The 16896-nt window shown below is 76.7% G+C and carries 1 protein-coding gene (cut by a window edge); it reads right to left on the bottom strand.

What is annotated here, in order from left to right; translation table 11 throughout:
- Positions 1 to 16896 carry the 5' portion of a lonely Cys domain-containing protein gene (locus Sco07f_RS02840; protein ID WP_108986827.1) on the bottom strand. The gene continues 12732 nt to the left of window position 1, outside the view, so the window shows 16896 of its 29628 coding nt (coding positions 1-16896); it begins with the start codon at positions 16894 to 16896; the stop codon falls past the left edge of the window.

Below are 16896 nucleotides of genomic sequence, written 5' to 3'. Positions count from 1 at the left end.
CACGAGGCCGCCGGACGCCTCCGAACGCTGCTGGAAGCCGGCGCTCATCGCGAGGTCGTACAGGGACGTCGCCGGCAGCCAGGTCAGGCCGTGCTCGTTGACCGCGAAGCGCCGCTCGGCCTCGCTGAGCGGCGGGCGCGCGTCCTGCGGGCGGGTGCCGATCGTCACCGACCGCTCCAGCTCCTCGACCGCCGCCCTCTTCTGCCCGGCGTCCAGGTCCGGCCGGGCGAGGATCTCCTTGGCGCGCCGCTCGAACTCGGCGTGGCTCTCGTGCTGCCGTCGGCTGGGCCGCTCCTCGGCGATCTCTGGGGGCTGCTGTTCCCGGCCGCCGAGCATCGAGGGCACGAAGTCGCTGGAGATGCCTTCGTAGAGCAGCGCGACCAGCTCGCGCAGGTTGCCGCCGCGCAGCACCTGCTGCAGCGCCTGGCGGGAGGTGCCGACGACGCCGGCCTTGTACTTGCTGGTGTCGCCGAACACGTCGAGGCTGCGGGGGTGCCGCTCGCGCGCCGCCTTCCACGCCGCGTTCGCCATCTTCCGGTACTCGGCGACGACGGCCTCGCGCTCGGCCAGGTACTCGCCCAGCCGCTTGTCGAAGGCGAGGGACTCCTCGGCGTAGCGGATGCGCGCCATGACCCACGGCGGCGCGGCGCTGTTCCGCTGCTCCGGGCCCGGCTGCGGGGAGCGGCTGCGCGCGCGGGCGGCGGAACCGGCGGGGGACGCGGTCCGCGCGGGGCCGGTCTCCTCGTGCGAGGCGGTCCCCTCGTGCGAGGCGGTCTCCCCGGGGCCGGGCGCCGCGAGCCGCGCGGCCGCCGGGGCACCGGCCGTCGGGCGCGGGACCGCGGTGGCGGCGGGCGTCGTGGGCGCGGCCCGGCGGTGGTCGTCGATGTCGACGCTCACCACGCGTCCCGCGTCGGGGTCCGTGGCCCCGCGCACCCGCTTGGCCTCCAGGGTGAGCTCGAAGTCCCGTACGGCGAGGGGGGTGCCGGTGCTCCCCTGCTGGGACGCGGCGAGGATCCGGGAGAGCCGGGCGCCGAGCGCCCCGCGGACGGCCTCGGCCCGCTTGCGGGCGACGGCCTGCGAGCGGTTGCCGTGCCCGGTGACGGTGACCGCCGGCGCCGGCAGCCCGTGGGCGCGGTTCCACAGGCCCGTGCGGGCCAGGGTCCGGGCCAGGGCGTCGATCGTGCCGTCGGCGTCCGCGGGGAGGCCGTGCTGCTCGCGGGCAAAGCGGATCGTCCGCTGGTGGGGGCGCGGGGCGTGGCCGTGCAGGACCACCAGCGTCAGCGGGTTGGCCGTCGCGGGCGCCTCCTGCGACAGCAGCGCCGCGTTGACCTCGTGCGCCGACTCCCCCGGCCGCTTGCTGTACGCCCGGAAGAACCACAGGTCCTTGGGGTCGGGCAGCGGCGCGACGGCCCGGACGGCCTCCCTGGCGCGGGCGCGCGCCCGTTCCGCCTCGCGCAGCGCCAGGGCGTGTTCGGGGCGGTCCTCGTCGAAGTAGAACGGGATCTGCTCGGCTTCGTGGACCTCGGCCAGGGCCCTGGCCGCCCGCGCGAGGCCGGTCGGGCGGGCCGTCTGCTCCGCGTCGGCGCCCGCGCGCCCGGTCTCGGCCAGGCGCCGCTCGGCGGCCTCGGCCAGCCGTCGCAGGCCGTCGCCGCCGTGCCGGTCGAGGTTGTCCTCGACGATCGCGTCCAGTTCGGCGTCCGTGACCGGGCCGCGGGAGTGGGTCTCGTTCTCCAGCGTGATCTGGTGGGTGCCGTCCTCGCTGGCGAGGACGACCTGCGCGAAGTGGTACGGGGCGTGCGGTCCGACCCGGTCGCCGGGCTTGGCGTGGTTGTGGGTGAACAACTGCGCGCCGCTGTCGTTGGTGGTGCTGACCGACTGGACCAGATAGCCCTCGCCGACGCCCGCCCAGGCGTGCTCGTTGACGCCGATGCGCCGCGCGGCCGCGGCCAGCGGACCGCGCCGGGGGTTGTCCGCCGGTACGTGGCTCAGGGCGCCGCCGTAGCGCTCGCCGGGGGTGGGGGCGCCGACGACCCCGCCGGTGAACCGCGGGTCGCGGCCGGTCTGGCGGGCGGCCCAGCGCGGGGTGACCTCGTCGGCGGGGCGGGTGCCCTCGGCGACCTCCGCCAGGGCCTCGGCCAGGTGGTGGGTGCCGGTGACCTCGCGGCCGTGCTGCCCGTTCACGGGGGCGGTGGCGACGGCGTCGCCGGCGGGACCGCGGAAGGCGGCGTGGGACAGGGGCGCGGACCCGGTGCCGGCCAGCATCTGGGCGAAGTCGCGCGTGAAGGCGTGCTCCGAGGCGCCGGACGGGGTGAGGAACTCGGGCTCGACGCGGAACAGGGGGTCGCCGTACGAGCCGTCCTCGCGCGGGAGCAGGACGCCCGTCGACTCGTCGGCCTTCAGCCGCAGGCCCGCCCCCGCGGCGGCCAGCCGTGCCGAGGAGGCGTCGATCGCCGCACGGGTGGCGTACACCTGGCGGCCGCGGCCGGTCGTGTGCTCGCCGTCGGCGGGCAGGGCCAGGGTGCGGTCCTCGGAGACGTGCAGCGGCGGCCGGTCGGCCATCGGGACGGTGCCGTGGTCCTGGCTCGGCAGGAGCAGCGCGTCGGAGCCGTCGCCGGTGCCGTCGCCGACGGGTACCTCGGCGACGCGGCGCGGGAGCGGCCGGGTGAACAGGACGCCGGTGCCGCGCTTGTCGATGACGCCGTAGTCGCGGGTGATCAGCGGCCGGGTGCGGCGTGCGTCGATCCGTCGTTCGAGGACGAGTTCGTCGGCGAGGCGGTCGAACTCCGCGTCGCCGTCGCTGCTGGAGCGCTCGCTGTCGTCGTCGTGGCCGGCGTCGCTCTCGTCGTCGCTGCTCAGGTCGCGGGCCCCCGGGAGGCCGTCCTGCTCCGAGGGGTCGACCGGCACCCAGCCCGCGCCGGTGTCGCCGTCGCGCAGGTCCAGGGCGAGGCGGGATCCCGCCGTGGGGTGCGTGGCCACGGTGACCGGTGCCTCGGGGCGCCAGACGCGCCGGCCCGTGGTGCCGGCGACGAGGACGGCGAGGGGCTCGGCGATGTGCGGGGGCAGGGCCAGGACGACGTCCGCGCCGCGGGGCCGCCGGTCGTCGTAGGAGATGAGCATCGCGAGTTCGTCGAGGCGGGTCACCCGGAAGGTCCGGCCCGGCATGAGGGAGACCTCGACGGCTCCGTCGACCGCCCGGGCGACGACCGTGTAGGGGTTGTGCCACGGCGCGGGCCGTTCGACGACCCGGCCGGTGCCGCGCAGGAGGTAGGAGCCGGGGGCGGGGGCGGGCTGCCCCGTCCTGCCGAAGTCGCGTCCGGCGGCCGCGCCGGCGGTGTCGTGCAGCAGCGTGCCCTCGTCGAGGGCGCCGCGTCCGGTCTCGATCTGCCGCTCGACGAAGTAGCGGGAGAGGTCGTCGGTGGTCTCCAGGTCGTCCGAGGAGGCGTCGAGCGCCAGGGAACCGAGGAGCTGGTGGTCGGCGGGGCCCGGCCGGGCGTCGCCGGGCAGGTGCAGGACCTGACGGGCGACCCGGTTCAGGGCGCGGTACGGGGCCTGCGGTGCCCGGTCCGCGCCGGCCTCGGCCTCGACCAGCTCGTACAGCGCCTGGGAGGTCTCCCTGAGCCGGTCGACGGGCACGGTGTCCCACCGGGGGCCGAAGACGGTGTTCAGCCATCCGGTGTCGGCCCAGGGCGGCCGCTCGTTCCCGTCGGTGGAGTCGTCGGAGTCGGAGTCGGACGAAGACTCGGCGTCGGAGTCCTCGGACTCGTCGGAGGCCTCCTGCACGGTGGTCATCGGACGGCGGCCGGGCCGTGGCGGCGGGACCGCGCCGTCCGGGCCGGCCCGCGGGGTGGACGCTGGGAGCGTCACGGGGCCGGTCCCGACCCGTTCCCGGGCCTCGGCCGGTGCGGCGGCGCGGCTCGTCCCCTCCGGGAGGCTGCCCGGCGCGTCGTGGCGGCCGGGGCCCGCCGCGCCGGACAGCGTGTCCAGACCGAACGCCTCCTCGGGGTCCGGTCCGCGTTCCCGGCCCGGACGCGGGGCCGGGGTGCGCTCGATCAGCGGCACGAAGTCGCCGCCGCGGCGGCGCAGCCGCAGGTGCGGGCCGTCGTCCCCGCCGGGGCCGGGGTAGGTGTGGGCGGTGCCGTTCTCCTCGACCAGGATGACGGTGGCGCCGGTCGCGGCGGCGGCCCAGCGGGCGACCGCCGCGTCGGCCCCGGTGGTGGTCCAGGGGGCGTCGGCGAGGTGGCGGCGCAGGTGGCCCTCCTTCGCCTCGGGGCTCGGCGCGGGGGCGCCGCGGCGCTGGGCCGGGGGCGGCGGCGAGAAGAGCGAGGTCCGCTCGGCCGGGGTGCCCGGCAGGCCGTTCAGCCGCATGAGCCGGGCGGGCGTCGACGCCGCCCGCGAGAGCAGCCGGCCGGCCTCCCGGCCGTCCAGGCCCGGCTGTGCGGCGGCGTGCCGCAGGGCGGTGGAGAGGGCGCCGAAGAAGCCGTTGCCCCGGCCGGTGGGCGTCCCCTGCGCGTAGGTGGCCCCGTCGGGCGCGGTGAGTACGCCGTCGCGGGCGAGGCGGTAGCGCGGCCCGTCGGCGTCGGCGGGCGGGAGCCAGGGCGCGGTGCTGTGACTGCGGTGCGCGGGCGGCGCGGACGGTTCCCCGCTCGGGCCCGAGGTGGCGCCGGACGGGTTCGGCGCGCCGTTCGCGCCGGACGCCTCGCGGGCCGGCTGCGGCAGCGCGGTGGCGGTCGGGGCCGGGGCGGGGACGGGCAGGGCCGCGTGGAAGTGGCCGTCGGCGGCGAGGAGCACCGGGTCGGCCGCGCGGTCGACGGGGGCCGGGCCGTCGGGGGCGGTGCCGTCGCCGTACGGCAGGAAGAGCTGTTCGCGGCCCTCGCCGGTCACCACGGTCAGCGAGGTGCCGAGGAGCCGCGCGGCCAGGGCGGGCAGCAGGTCGGCCCCGCCGTGGTCGCCGGCCCGGCGCTCGGGCGGGGCCGGGGCGTCGTCGGGGCGCCCGGCGTCCGCGGGCAGCGGTTCGGCGGCGAAGGGGCGGGCCAGGGCGAGGGAGGCCAGCGCCGCCCGCTGCGCCGGGGTCGGCCAGAACGTCTCCGGGAGCCGGCCGAGGGCATCGAACTCGGCCTGCTGCTCCCGGGAGAGCGTCACGCCCGCGCCGTCCAGCTCCTCCTGCGTGAAGGTGTCGGCGGTGTCCGCGGCGAGGGCGTCGAGCAGGTCCCGGTTGTCCGGCCTGCCCAGTTCCCGGGCGAGCCGGTCGCGGGCGGTGTGGACGGCGTCGGCGGTGACCTCGGGGTCGCCCGGGGCCCCGGCGAACCGGTCGGCGAGGTCGGCGCCGAGCAGCCGCGGCAGCCGGCCGCTCGCGTGGGCGGCGGCGATCAGCGCGTGGAAGAACGACGCGCCGTCGTGCGGTACGTCGTGCACCGTCCGCACGACGGTGCCGTCCGGTGAGGTGAGGGTGCGGGGCCCGGTGCCGTCGGCGCCGGTGACCGTGTACGGGGCGGGGGCCTCGGAACGCCAGCCGGGCTCGGTGTACTCCTGCGGCACGTCCCGCACCGGCACGGCGGCCGAGCCCTGGTGGTGGGCGGTGAGCCGGGAGGCCGCGAGGTGCAGCCGGTGGTGGTCCGCGGCGGCGGCGTCCACCCGGTCCCGCCACAGCCCCACGTCGTCGCGGGCGCTCTGCCAGGCGCGGACGGCCGGGGACTCGGCGAGGTCCCGCGGCAGGACGGTCGTCAACGGGGAGGTCCGGCCGGGGTCGCCGTCACCGAGGGCGCCGCGCTCGGCGGGAGCGAGGGAGAGCCACGCCTCCCGGGCCCGGGCACGGGCGTCGTAGTACTCCTTCTCGGCGGCGGCGAGGTCGGCGGCGCCCTTGGCCATGTCGTCCCAGGCGGTGGCGGCCTCCTCGGGGAAGGAGGTGTCGTCCAGCAGGCCGTACTCGCGGGCCTGGTTCTCGCGCAGCCAGACCAGGGCGGTGGTGTCGGCCTCGGCTGCGCGCGGGCCGCGCCGGGCCTTGCCGAGGGCGTGCACGGGACGGCTGTCGGTGAACCGGTGGTCCGCCTCGGAGACCGCCAGCCAGCTCACCGGCAGCGCGAAGAGCATGCTGCGGTCGATGCCGTACTTGACGTGGGTGCCGAGGGTGACGTCCTCGGACTCCTTGGGCGCCGTGCCGTCGTTGGCGCCGCCGACCGGGGCGGTGGCTCCGGGATTGGTCAGACCGGCGCCCGTGGTGGAGACCAGCGGCGCGGTGCCGGCCGCGCCCTCGGTGTTGTCGGTGATCCCGGTCTCCTCCGCCTGGGCGGTCTTGCGCCGCTGCATGGACTCCATGCGGGGCGCGCTCTCCACGGCGAGCAGCCGCGCGCCGCGGCGGTGCATCCTGGCGTGCAGACGGGCGCCGGCGGTGTGGGACTGGCCGATCAGGCGTGCGGAGGACTGGGTGGGCAGCACGGAGCCGTCCGCGCCGAGCGCCTCGCGGAACGCGGCGGCGAGTCCGCCCTGGGAGGTGGCCTCCTGCTGGGCCTGCGCGGGCGCCGTGCCGAGGGCGGTGAGCGGGGTGTGGCGGGCCATGCGCACCTGCGCGGCCAGGGCGTCGCCGGTGTGCCGCCCGCCGAGGTCTCCGTCGCCGAGGCCGTCGGCGCGGGCGGTGGCGAGGGTGAGCGCGTCCGCCACGTTGGCCGCGCCCCGGAAGTCGACGGCGAGCATCCCGGACCCGGTGCGGTCGTCGAAGGGCAGGATGTCGTCGCCGTCGGTGCGCCAGGCGGCGACGGCCTCCCGGCGTGCCCGGTCGGCCGTCAGCATCCGTACCGCGCGCTCGGGTTCGGCGACGTCCTGCTCGGTGAGCGTGCCGTCGGCGCCGGGACCGGACGGCGTGAGCAGTCCCGCCGAGACGAGTTCGTGGAGCGTGCCGACGTGCGCGACGGCGTGCGGCGCCAGCCGGTCGCCGGCGGCGTCGGTCATGGTGACGGACAGGGTGTAGCCGGTGACGACCTCCGCGTGCGCCTGCGTGGTGGCCATGTCGGGCATCGCGGTGCTGCCCTCGGTGTCCGTGCGGGTGGCGGCCTGCTGCCCGGTCGCCGTGCCCTGGAGGGAGGGGTTGGCCGCGAGGACGTCGCTGCCGGGGGTGCGCTGGCCGACGCTCAGGGTGAGGTCGCCGCCGCGGTCCTGCGTGGTGCCGAGCGCCGAGTCGCGGACGAGGTTCCGGTAGTCGTCCACCTCGTAGCCGGTGCGCAGCCGCTCCACGGTGGTGGTGACCGGCGTCAGCCTGAACCGGACCTGTGCGGGGCTGCCGCCGACCGGCAGGTGGTGGGGGCTGGACCAGGCGCGGTAGCGGACGGGCAGGGACATCCCGTCGGTGGTCAGCTCGTGCAGGTGGGCGCGGAGGAAGTCGGGCGAGAGCCGCTGCAGGACCTGCTCGCGGTCGTGCGAGGGCACGCCGATCTTCTCCAGGCGCGGCATGAGCTGCTGCGCCGCCCGGCTCGCGTCGAGCCGGCCCAGGGGGTGGGTAGGGAAGCGCCGGCCGCGCAGGAAGCCCGGCACGCGGTAGCCGCCGCCGAGGTTGCGCGGGGTGCCGGTGCCGAGGCCGTCCGGAGCGAGGCCGGTCTCGATGGCGTCCTGCATCGGCAGGTGGAACATGACCGCGTCGCGGACGCGCTGGAGTGCGGCGGCGGCCCGCCGCGGGGACAGGGTCTGCCCGGCACGGTCGGACAGCCGTCCGGCGGCGGCGCCGATCCGCTGCCCGGCCCGGGTGCCGACGGCGCCCATCGCGGCCGTCCAGCGGTCCCGGACGGCGACGGTCTCGGCGGCGTCGGCGACCACCAGGTACATGCGTCCGGCGTAGGTCAGGGTGGTGCTGCGGCCGCGGGTGACGGACTGCGCGAGGGCACGGCCCTTGCCCCAGGCGTACTGGAGCGCGGTGCCGTACGAGCCGGACACCGGCTGCACGCCCGGTGCCTGCTGGAGCGGCGAGTCGCTGCCCTGGAGCCCGAGCGTGGTGCGCGAGGTGGTGCTCGAACTGCCGGTGATCTTGTGGTCGTTGGCGAGGGTGTTCTCCAGGGAGGCGGGCTTGGGGTCGCTCATGACCCGTACGTTGTCCAGCTCGCCGCGGACCGCGGCCTTGAGGTAGTGCGTACGGAAGGGTCCGGCGCCGTTGAGGCCGGTGATCCGGGTGCCGAACGGGCCGAGGTACTGGCCGAGCTGCCCGGCCACGCCGAGGTCGGTCACCGCGCGGCGCAGCGCGGTGCGGACCGGCGCGCCGGGGGCGCTGGTGTGCCAGGAGCCGCCGGAGGCGCGGTCCGCGGTCTCCTGCATGAGCTGCCGGCGGCGCGGTCCGCCTTCGACGCCGAGCACCACGTGGGGTGCGCTGAGCAGCCGCCCGACGAGCGACTGGTTCGCCGGGGCCGTCCTGGGCAACGGCCGGGTGCCGTCGAGCAGTTGGTCGGCCTCGGCGGCGGAGAGCCGCTGCGGTGCGGGGGCGGGCGTACCGTCCGCGGACGTCGCGGGGGCGGGCGTACCGTCCGCGGACGTCGTGGGGGCGGGCGGGTCCGCGGGGGCGTGGCGTGCGGAGCCGTGTGCGGCGGGTACGGCCAGCTCGACGCGTCCCACGGGCTCGCTGCCGCGGCTGAACAGCGGGCGTTCGGCGACCGTGCTGACGAACACGCCGGTGCCGAGCAGCCCGGCCGACAGCAGTCGGGGCCAGCCGCGCGGACGCCGGTGGCCCTCGAAGTCGGCCATCAGCTCGACGCGGTAGCTGTAGAGGTCGATGCCGCTCTGCGACGTCAGGTGGTCGTGGGCGACGGTGATCGTGTTGCGGGTGGCCTCCTGACGGGTGTGGGCGTAGCGCCCGCCGACCATGAGGTTGCCGATCTGGCGCGGCAGTCCGGTACTCCCCACCTTGTCGTGGCCGCGCGGCGAGATGCCGGCCTCGACGCCGGCGGTGTAGGTGCTGGACTGCTGCTGGCCCTGACCCGCGACCTCACTGCCGATCACCGCGTTGCGCAGCGTCCGCTCGTTCAGGGTGGTCTCGAACCGGCGGTCGGTGAGCCGGGCCCGCAGGGTCAGCGTGTGGTGGCCGCGACGGACTTTTCCGTCCTCGACGAGCGTGACCGGGACGCCGGTGGTGGTCAGGTCGTCCAGCGCCTGGGCGAGGGTCGGCCGGTTCAGCGCCTCGCGCACCTGCCGCTCGTTGAACCACGCCGTCCGCAGCCGCGTGTCGCTGTACCGGAGCCGCGCCAGCCGCGGGTGGTTCCGCATCGCCGGCGGGACGAAGAGCGACGGGTAGGAGGCGTGCAGGGTGTCCAGGACCGTCTCCGCGAACTGCTGCAACGGCTCGCGGGCGGGCTGCGGCGTCGCGTCGGCCTGCGGCGTCGCGTCGGCCTGGGGTGTTGCATCGGTCTGCGGTGTTGCGTCGGTCAGCGGCGTTCCGTCGGCCTGCGGACCGGGCTGCGGCTGAGTCGTCCCCGGGCCGTCGTCCTGCGCGGGTGCCGTCTGCGGGCCGGGCGCGGGCGTGGTGTCGGGGCGGAAGCCCTCCGCGCGGACCTGGCCGCCCAGATGGACCGGGTCGTCCTTCTTGAGGTACCACGGCACGGGCGGCTCGGCGTCCGGGTTCGGCCCCGTACGGCCGGGCGTACGGCTGTCCCAGCCGGCCAGTCTGCGGGCGTCCCGCGTGGACATCCAGTCCAGGCTGACCACCCGTACGGGCCGTGCCGCGGACCTGGGTTCGCCGGCGCCCCGGACCATCAGGGTGCGCTCGACCCGGTACAGCGCCATTGGCTGGTTGCGGACCCGGCCGGTGACCTTGCGGGCCGCGTCGGTGCCCAGGTAGTGCCCGCGCCCGGCGGCGAAGTCCGTACGGACCGCCGGACCGCCCTGCACCCGTACGTCGGTGACCGGACCGGCGAACTGGTGGTTCGGACCGGAGGTCACCTGGACGCCGAACCGGGTCTCCCGGACGTGCCCGCGCTGGTTGGAGTACGTGGTCTGGGTGAGGTCGCGCACCTCGACCTTGGTCGACTCGGTGACCAGGTCGGCCCGGTGCGGCACCGAGCGCTCCACCACCAGGTGTCCCAGCGGGCGCCGGCCCCGGCCCCGGGTGAGTTCGGGACCGCTGACCGGCCCGGTGAGCCGTCCGAAGATGCCGAGCAGCCGCCCGGGCCGGGTGTACGACACGAGCGTGCGGTGGGCGGAGCTGCCCGGCCGCGCGCCCGCGAGGGCCAGCGCCACGTCCTCCGCCGGGTCCGTCAGGTACAGGCCCGTGGAGTCGAGCAGCCGGGGGTGCTCCCCCTCCGGGAACGTGAGCGTCCCGGGTGCCCGGCGCGGCCCCGCGTAGGGCACGGTCAGGTCGTCCGGCAGCCGCCAGCTCAGCCCGTCCCGCATGCCGAACTCGGCGGTGTGCACCAGCTGCCGCGTCCAGCGGGGAGCCGGGCCGGTACCAGTGGCGCCGCCGGTCGTGCCGTCGGCCGTGCCACCGGTCGTGCCATCGGTGACGGCCGCGGTGGCGGAGCGCGGTGCCTCGGTGACGCGGTGGACCCGTACCCGGTAGTGGACGTCGTCCAGGTGCAGGTGGGAGCCCTCGTGGGCGCGGTGCTCGGTCTGCTGGTAGGCCGCGGTGCCCTGGGAGTAGTCGGTGCGGCGGGCCCAGCCCAGCGAGGCGCCGATCTTCAGCAGCCACTCCAGCGGCGGGCCCATGCTGAGCGTCCCGGCGATCCGGCGTCCGAAGCCCACGCTGCGCCCGCCGCCCGTGCCGGCCTGCCCGCGCCGCATCGTGTCGGCCTTGACCGTGCCGCCGCCCACGTCGGGCAGGCGCACCCAGCGGTGGTACGGAACGGCCTCCACCGTCATCTCCAGGCCGACGCCGGACTTCTCCCGGCCCACGAGGCGGGCGCCGCGCGGGGCGGTGAACGCCGAGGGCTGGTCGGTCAGCAGCCGCAGCAGTTCCTCCTCGTCGAACCGTGTGCGCAGCCGCTCCGGCAGCCCGTCGAGGATCTGCCGCGCCGCGAGTTCGGGGCCGCGCAGGCCGAGGACGCCGGTCCCGGCGAACAGTCCGGTGGGTTCGGCGCCCGGCGTGCCGTCCCCGCCGGTGTCGCGGGGGTCGGCGCCGGGCCTGATCAGCGCGGCGGGGAGCCTGCTGCCGTCCTCGAAGGTGACCGAGCGCGGCGCCGGGCCGGGCGGCCGGACGTCCGTGCCGGTCAGCAGCCGGGCCGGACGGTACCGGTCCAACTGCGTCTCCAGCGGCGCCCGGTCGCCCGGGTCGGCGGGGTCGGCGTCGGGGTCGGTGATCCCGGCCCTCTCGCGCAGCCATTCCCCGTACGGGTCGGAACCCTCCGGAGCGGGGTCCGGGTCCGGAGTGGGGCCGGGGTCGGGCGTGGTGCTCGCGTCCGGGACGGGGCCGGGGTCGGGCATGGTGCTCGGGTCCGGGGTGCTGCTCGGGTCCGGTGCGGGGCTCCGCACGGGTAGGGGGCTCGGGTCCGGCGCGGGTACCAGGGCGTCGAAGTGATCGGTGCCGTTGTACTCCACGTGCAGGGGGGCGCCCGTGCCGCCCGGGTGCAGCGCGACCGTGGTGAGGGCGCCCGGCGTCCGCGTGTCGGGCTGCACGATCCGCAGGTCGAGGTCGAGCGTGTGCGCCAGCGCCTCCGGGATCAGGTCGGCGAAGGGGGACGGCCACAGGTCCACGCGTCCGGCGGTGGCCGCGAGCAGCCCGCGTCCGCCGAGCCGCCGCGCGTCGGCGGGGGTGGGCGCCACCTCGGCGAGCCCGGGGTAGTCGCTGCCCGCGACGATCTCCCGCCACCTGCCGGCGTCGCCGTCGGTGACGACCTCCCCGGCGATCCGGTCCCACTCCTCGGCGATCCGCCGCTGTGCGCCCGGGTCGGTCTCCCCGGCCAGGGCGCGCAGCCGCAGGTCGTTCACGACGGAGTGGACCGGGTCCGGCACGAGGGCGTCGACGATGTCGCCCAGCTCGCTGTGGGCGACGCGGTCCCGCACCCGCGCGCGCAGCCCGGCGATGCTCCCCGCGGCCCAGGCGGGCGGGACCGCCACGGCGCGTGCGCTGTCGAGGACCGACCGGAAGAAGCAGTTGCCGTCGGGCCGGGCGTCGACCCGGTGGAAGACCCGCCCGCCCGCGCGGACCACGTCCGCCGGGCCGGAGTCGGGGGCGGCGGGCACCGGGCCGAACCGGGTCAGATCCTCGGCCGGGCTCTCCGGCCGGCTCGGCACGGGGGCCAGGTCGGGCCTGCGGCGCGCGAGTTCGGCGGTGTCGTCGGGACCGAGACCCAGCTGGGACAGGGGCAGCGGATCGTCCGACAGTCCCCAGGCGACCTGTGCCGACTTGGCGTAGTCCAGGCCACGCACGTCGTCCTGGGAGACCAGCGCGGTCGGCGGCGGGGAGGGCGGCGGCGGGGGGATCAGGTCGTCGAGTGTGCTGCCGGGGCCCTGGCCGGCCCGCGCGGCCGCCGCCGCCCGCAGGAAGGCGGTGTACTGCTCGGGCGCCGGCCCGGTGACCGGGTCGACGGCGGTACGGCCGTCCCCGCGGCCGCTCGCCGGGCCGCCCCCGGCGGCGTGCCAGTCGGTGGCCATGCGGCGGAGCAGGTCGGGGGTCATGCGGCCGTCGCCGTACCGCGCCCCGCCGTCCGTGCCGTGCCAGCGCAGACCGTCCACGTACGCGAGGCCGGCGAGCAACTCGCGGCTCTCGGGGCGCTGTTCGGCGTCCGGGCCGAGCGCGTCGCGCAACGTGCGGACCTGCTGGAGCGTGCGGACGCGGGCGAACGCGTCCGCCGGTCCGGGCCCCGTGTGCAGACCGGCGTCCCGCGCCAGCCGGTCCAGCTCCCCGCCGCCGGGTTCCGGGGTGAACAGCCGCCACCGTCCGGGCCCGTCCTCGTTCTCCACGAGCACCGCGCGGACCTCGCCGTCCTTGTCGCGGGCCGTGCCCACCTCGCCGGTCGGCGCGTACACGGGGCGCCCGGTCCGGTTCGCCACGTGCTGGGCCACCGGCAGACCCGCGATCCGCGGCTGCCGGCCGGTCTCGCAGGAGTACAGCACCAGGGGTCGTTCCGTGTCGCCGTCGGCGGCCCACACCCGGAGCGCCTCACCGAGTTGTACGCCGCTGACCTTCACGGTGGGCCGGGAGGCGTCGTGCGTGCCGAGGGTGACGGCTCGGGGGGTGCCGTGCCCGACGAAGTAGTCGGCACCCTGTTCGGTACCGGCGCCGGGGAGCGGGGCCGGCGGACCGGTGAACACGGCACGCGGGACGGACGACCCGGTGTCCACCGTGCCCGTGCCCACCGTGCCGGTCGGGTTCGGGACGACCGGGTCCGACTCCGTGCGGACGCCCCGGAAACCGTCCTGTCCGAGCAGCGCCCGGCGTCCGGCGTCACGGGCCGTGCCGTCGTCGGACGGGTCCTGGGAGATGGTCAGCGTACGTACGGCGCGCCCCGGTTCGGGCCGTACGGCCGTGTCCGGCACCAGGCGCCGCACCTGGTCGAGCGGGACGGAACGACCGTCCAGGGTGGTGAGGGCCGGCTCGCCGACCGGTCGCGGAACCCCGTCGGCGGGACGTACGACGACCCGGGCGGGCGGTGGCGGGGAGGCGAGGGGCGCGGCGCCGCCGTCGGCACCCGACTCCACGTGCAGTGCGGTGGCGGGCTCGCTCCACGGCCGCGAGGAGAGGTCGAACTTGGCCGCGGGACCGCCGGTGGTCCGCGTGTCGCCGTTCGGTACGGGTCCGTCGCCGTCCTGCGAGAGGGTGTCGGCCTGCGGCAGCGGCGCCTTGCGGGACGGGTCCGCCGGGGCGGACGGGGGCGTGTCGGCGGACGGGTCCGTGTCGGCGGATGGATTCGTGTCGGCGGATGGATTCCTGTCGGCGGATGGATTCCTGTCGGCGGATGGGTTCCTGTCGGCGGATGGCTTCGTTTCCACCGACGGGCCCGTGTCCGACGACGGCTCCGTGTCCACCGACCCGGTGCTCTCGGTCGCGACGGGCCGGGCGTCCGGAGCCGGGCCGAGCGCGTCGGCGAGCGGCAGCAGTACGTCCGCGCCGGGGAACCCGGTGCCCGTCGCGGGGGCGTCGGTGGCGGGAGGACCCGCGAGGGGGCGTACGCGGACCGGGGCGTCGGGTGTCTCGCGGGTCAACTCGGCGGCGGTCCGCACCGGGCGTCCGGTTCCGTCCGACGCCGTCGGCGGACCCAGCACCACGGCGCGGTCGGCGCCCGCCCGGTCGAGGAGCGCGGCCGCTTCGGGCGAAGCCGCCGCCGGCGGGGGCCCGTCGGACACGACGACGGTCAGCGGCGAGGCGTCCCCCGCGGCGTCGACGGAGCCGTCCGCCCCGAGCTTCGGCGGCACGGGAGCCACATCACCCGGCAGCACATCCGGGCCCCCCGGCACGCCATCCGTCGAAGTCACGATCCCGGAAACGGGCGCGCCCCGGTCCGCCAGTTCGGCGGCGGCAGGCGGAGCCTCCCCCGTCGCCCCGACGGAACCGGCCGCCCCAGGTTCCAACGGCACGGGAGCCACATCACCGGACAGCGCCTCCGGACTCCCCGGCACACCATCCGTCGAAGTCACGACCCCGGAAACGGGCGCGCCCCGGCCCGCCGGCTCGCCAACGGCAGGCGGGGCCTCCCCCGTCGCCGGAGCCGCCCCGTCGGAGTCCACGACACCCCGGTCGCCGCCACCTGTCTCGCCGGCCCGTGTACCGGTGTTCGGGCCGGTGCCGGCACCCGTACCGGGAGCGGTACTCGTACCGCGGCCGGCGCCTGCCCCTGTGCTGCCGCTGTTGTTGCCGCTGGCACCCGTACCGGGTCCGGCGGCCGCGCCCGTACCGGTGGCACCCGCGGGGGAACCCGCACCCGTGGTCGTACCGGCGCCGGCCACCGGCCCCGGACCGGCACCCGCGCCGCCACCGGTACCGGAGTCGGCACCGACGCCCGCGCCACCGCCGGTCCCCGCATCCGTACCGACGTCACTGCCGGTCCCCGTCCCCGCACCGACGCCACTGCCGCCGCCCGCGTCGCTGTCGCTGCCGGTACCGGGGGCACCCCCGGTGTCCGTGGCCGGGGTCGTGCCGGAACCCGGGGCCGTTCCCGGACCCCGGCCGCCCGTCTCCCCCACCGGCGCCGGGCCCTCGGTGGCGGTGGGCGGCGGGGTCACCGTCACCGGCGTACCGAAACCCTCCAGCGCACGGCGGACGCCGTCCGTGTCGATCTCGGTGGCGGGGCCGTTCCCCGTGGGGACCACGCGGATCTCCGGGGCCCGCGAGAGGTTTCCGTGCAGGGCGTCGCGGACGCCGATCTCCACGGCGCCGGGAGGCTGCGCGCCCCGCAGGGCGGCCAGGTCGCGAAGGGCCTGCTCGCGGAGGTCGGCGGAACCGTTGTGGACCTGCTGCCACAGGCCGTTCTCCGCGGCCGTCACGGGCAACGGGCCTGGGGAGTACGGCGGCGGGGCCGGGGACGTGTACGGCGGCGGGGCCGGGGACGTGTACGGCGCAGGCTCCTGGGCGGAGTACGGCGGGGGCGCCTCGACGCCACCGCCCTGCGGGGACGGGACGGACGCGCCGGTGCCGCCGCCGGTGCCCGCGGGGGCGGGGTCGTCGGTGCGGTCGGTGCCGCCCCCGGCGCGCGAGGGCCCGTCGGAGTCCCGTGCCCCGGAGGACTCGGAGGAGCCGGAGGACCCGGTGTCGTCGGCCGAGACGGTGGGCGGCTTGCCCCGGAACCCTTCGAGGATGTTGCGCAGCTCGGCGCTGCCGTTCTTGGCACCGTCGGTGAGCGTCGACTCGACCTGGCTGCTGAGACCGGCGCCGACGAACGTGGACCAGCTCGTGGACCAGTCGCCGTCGAAGGCGCCCTTGATGAGGATCTCGGCGAGCGCCTCGCCGGAGCCGGTGGCGAGGAAGTCGGCCGTGCCCTTGACTCCGTAGTGCCCGGCGAGCGCGCCCGGCCGGTCGGCGTTGTTGCGCAGGAGTTGGTTGTTGCGCCACAGGTCGGGGTTGTTGCGGAAGTTGTTCCGGAAGGAGAACAGGTCCCGGAAGCCGGTCGGCGGGTTGTACCCCGGCCCGGGGCCGCCCGTGACCGGGTCGGGTCGGTCGTGCGAGGTGGTGTCGAACTTGGCGTCGGGGTCCGGCTTGGTGTTCGGCGTGGGGTTGTCGATGCCGAGGTCGGGGTCGTTCTTCACCCTCGGCGGCGGCGCCTTGTAGTCGAGGTCGGTGCCGTTCTTCAGGAAGGTGTCGTCGTAGCCCCTGACGATCTTGCGGGCGAAGTCGGCGAAAATGCTGGTGAGACCGCCGGCCGCGGCACCGAACGCGCCGTCCTTGAGGATCTGGCCCCAGTCGAAGCCGTCGGGACGGCGGCCGTCGGGGGCGAAGTTCATCATCGCCAGCCGGACCGCGAAGGTGGTGAACGCCTCCGAGAACGCCTCGGTCAGCGAGGGCGCGATGTGCAGCCGCTGGAGCAGGTGGCTGAGCGTGGAGAGGATGAAGAACCGGCTGCGCATCTTGGCCAGCATGATCTGGCTGGCCGAGGCACCGCCGGTGAAGAAGGACAGCGCCAGGTAGATGGCGATCTCGATGAGCAGCCGGATGACCTCGGCGATCACCTGCCACTTGGACTCCATGATGTCCATGGAGGTCTTGCGCCGGCCCTCGGCGATCTTGTCGAGCTGCTCGGAGAACTCCCGCAGGTAGTTCCGGCCGCCGTCGTCGGTGAGGGTGCCCATCGCGGCGGCGTACGCCTTCGACAGGTCGTCCGGCATCGCCTGGCCGATGTCGTGCACCGACTTCTGGATCAGCGCGGACATCCGGTCGATCTTGCGGCCCAGCCTGGCGTACGGCCCGCGGCTCTCGTAGGCGAGGTCCTCGTCCGCGTCGATGAGCCGCTCTCCCGTGAGGATGAAGATCATCGCGTTGACCTCGGGCGAGGGCATGATGCTCAT

Source organism: Streptomyces coelicoflavus, from assembly GCF_003112555.1.
Taxonomy (GTDB): Bacteria; Actinomycetota; Actinomycetes; order Streptomycetales; family Streptomycetaceae; genus Streptomyces; species Streptomyces coelicoflavus.
This window is presented reverse-complemented; position numbering and strand designations above follow the sequence as displayed.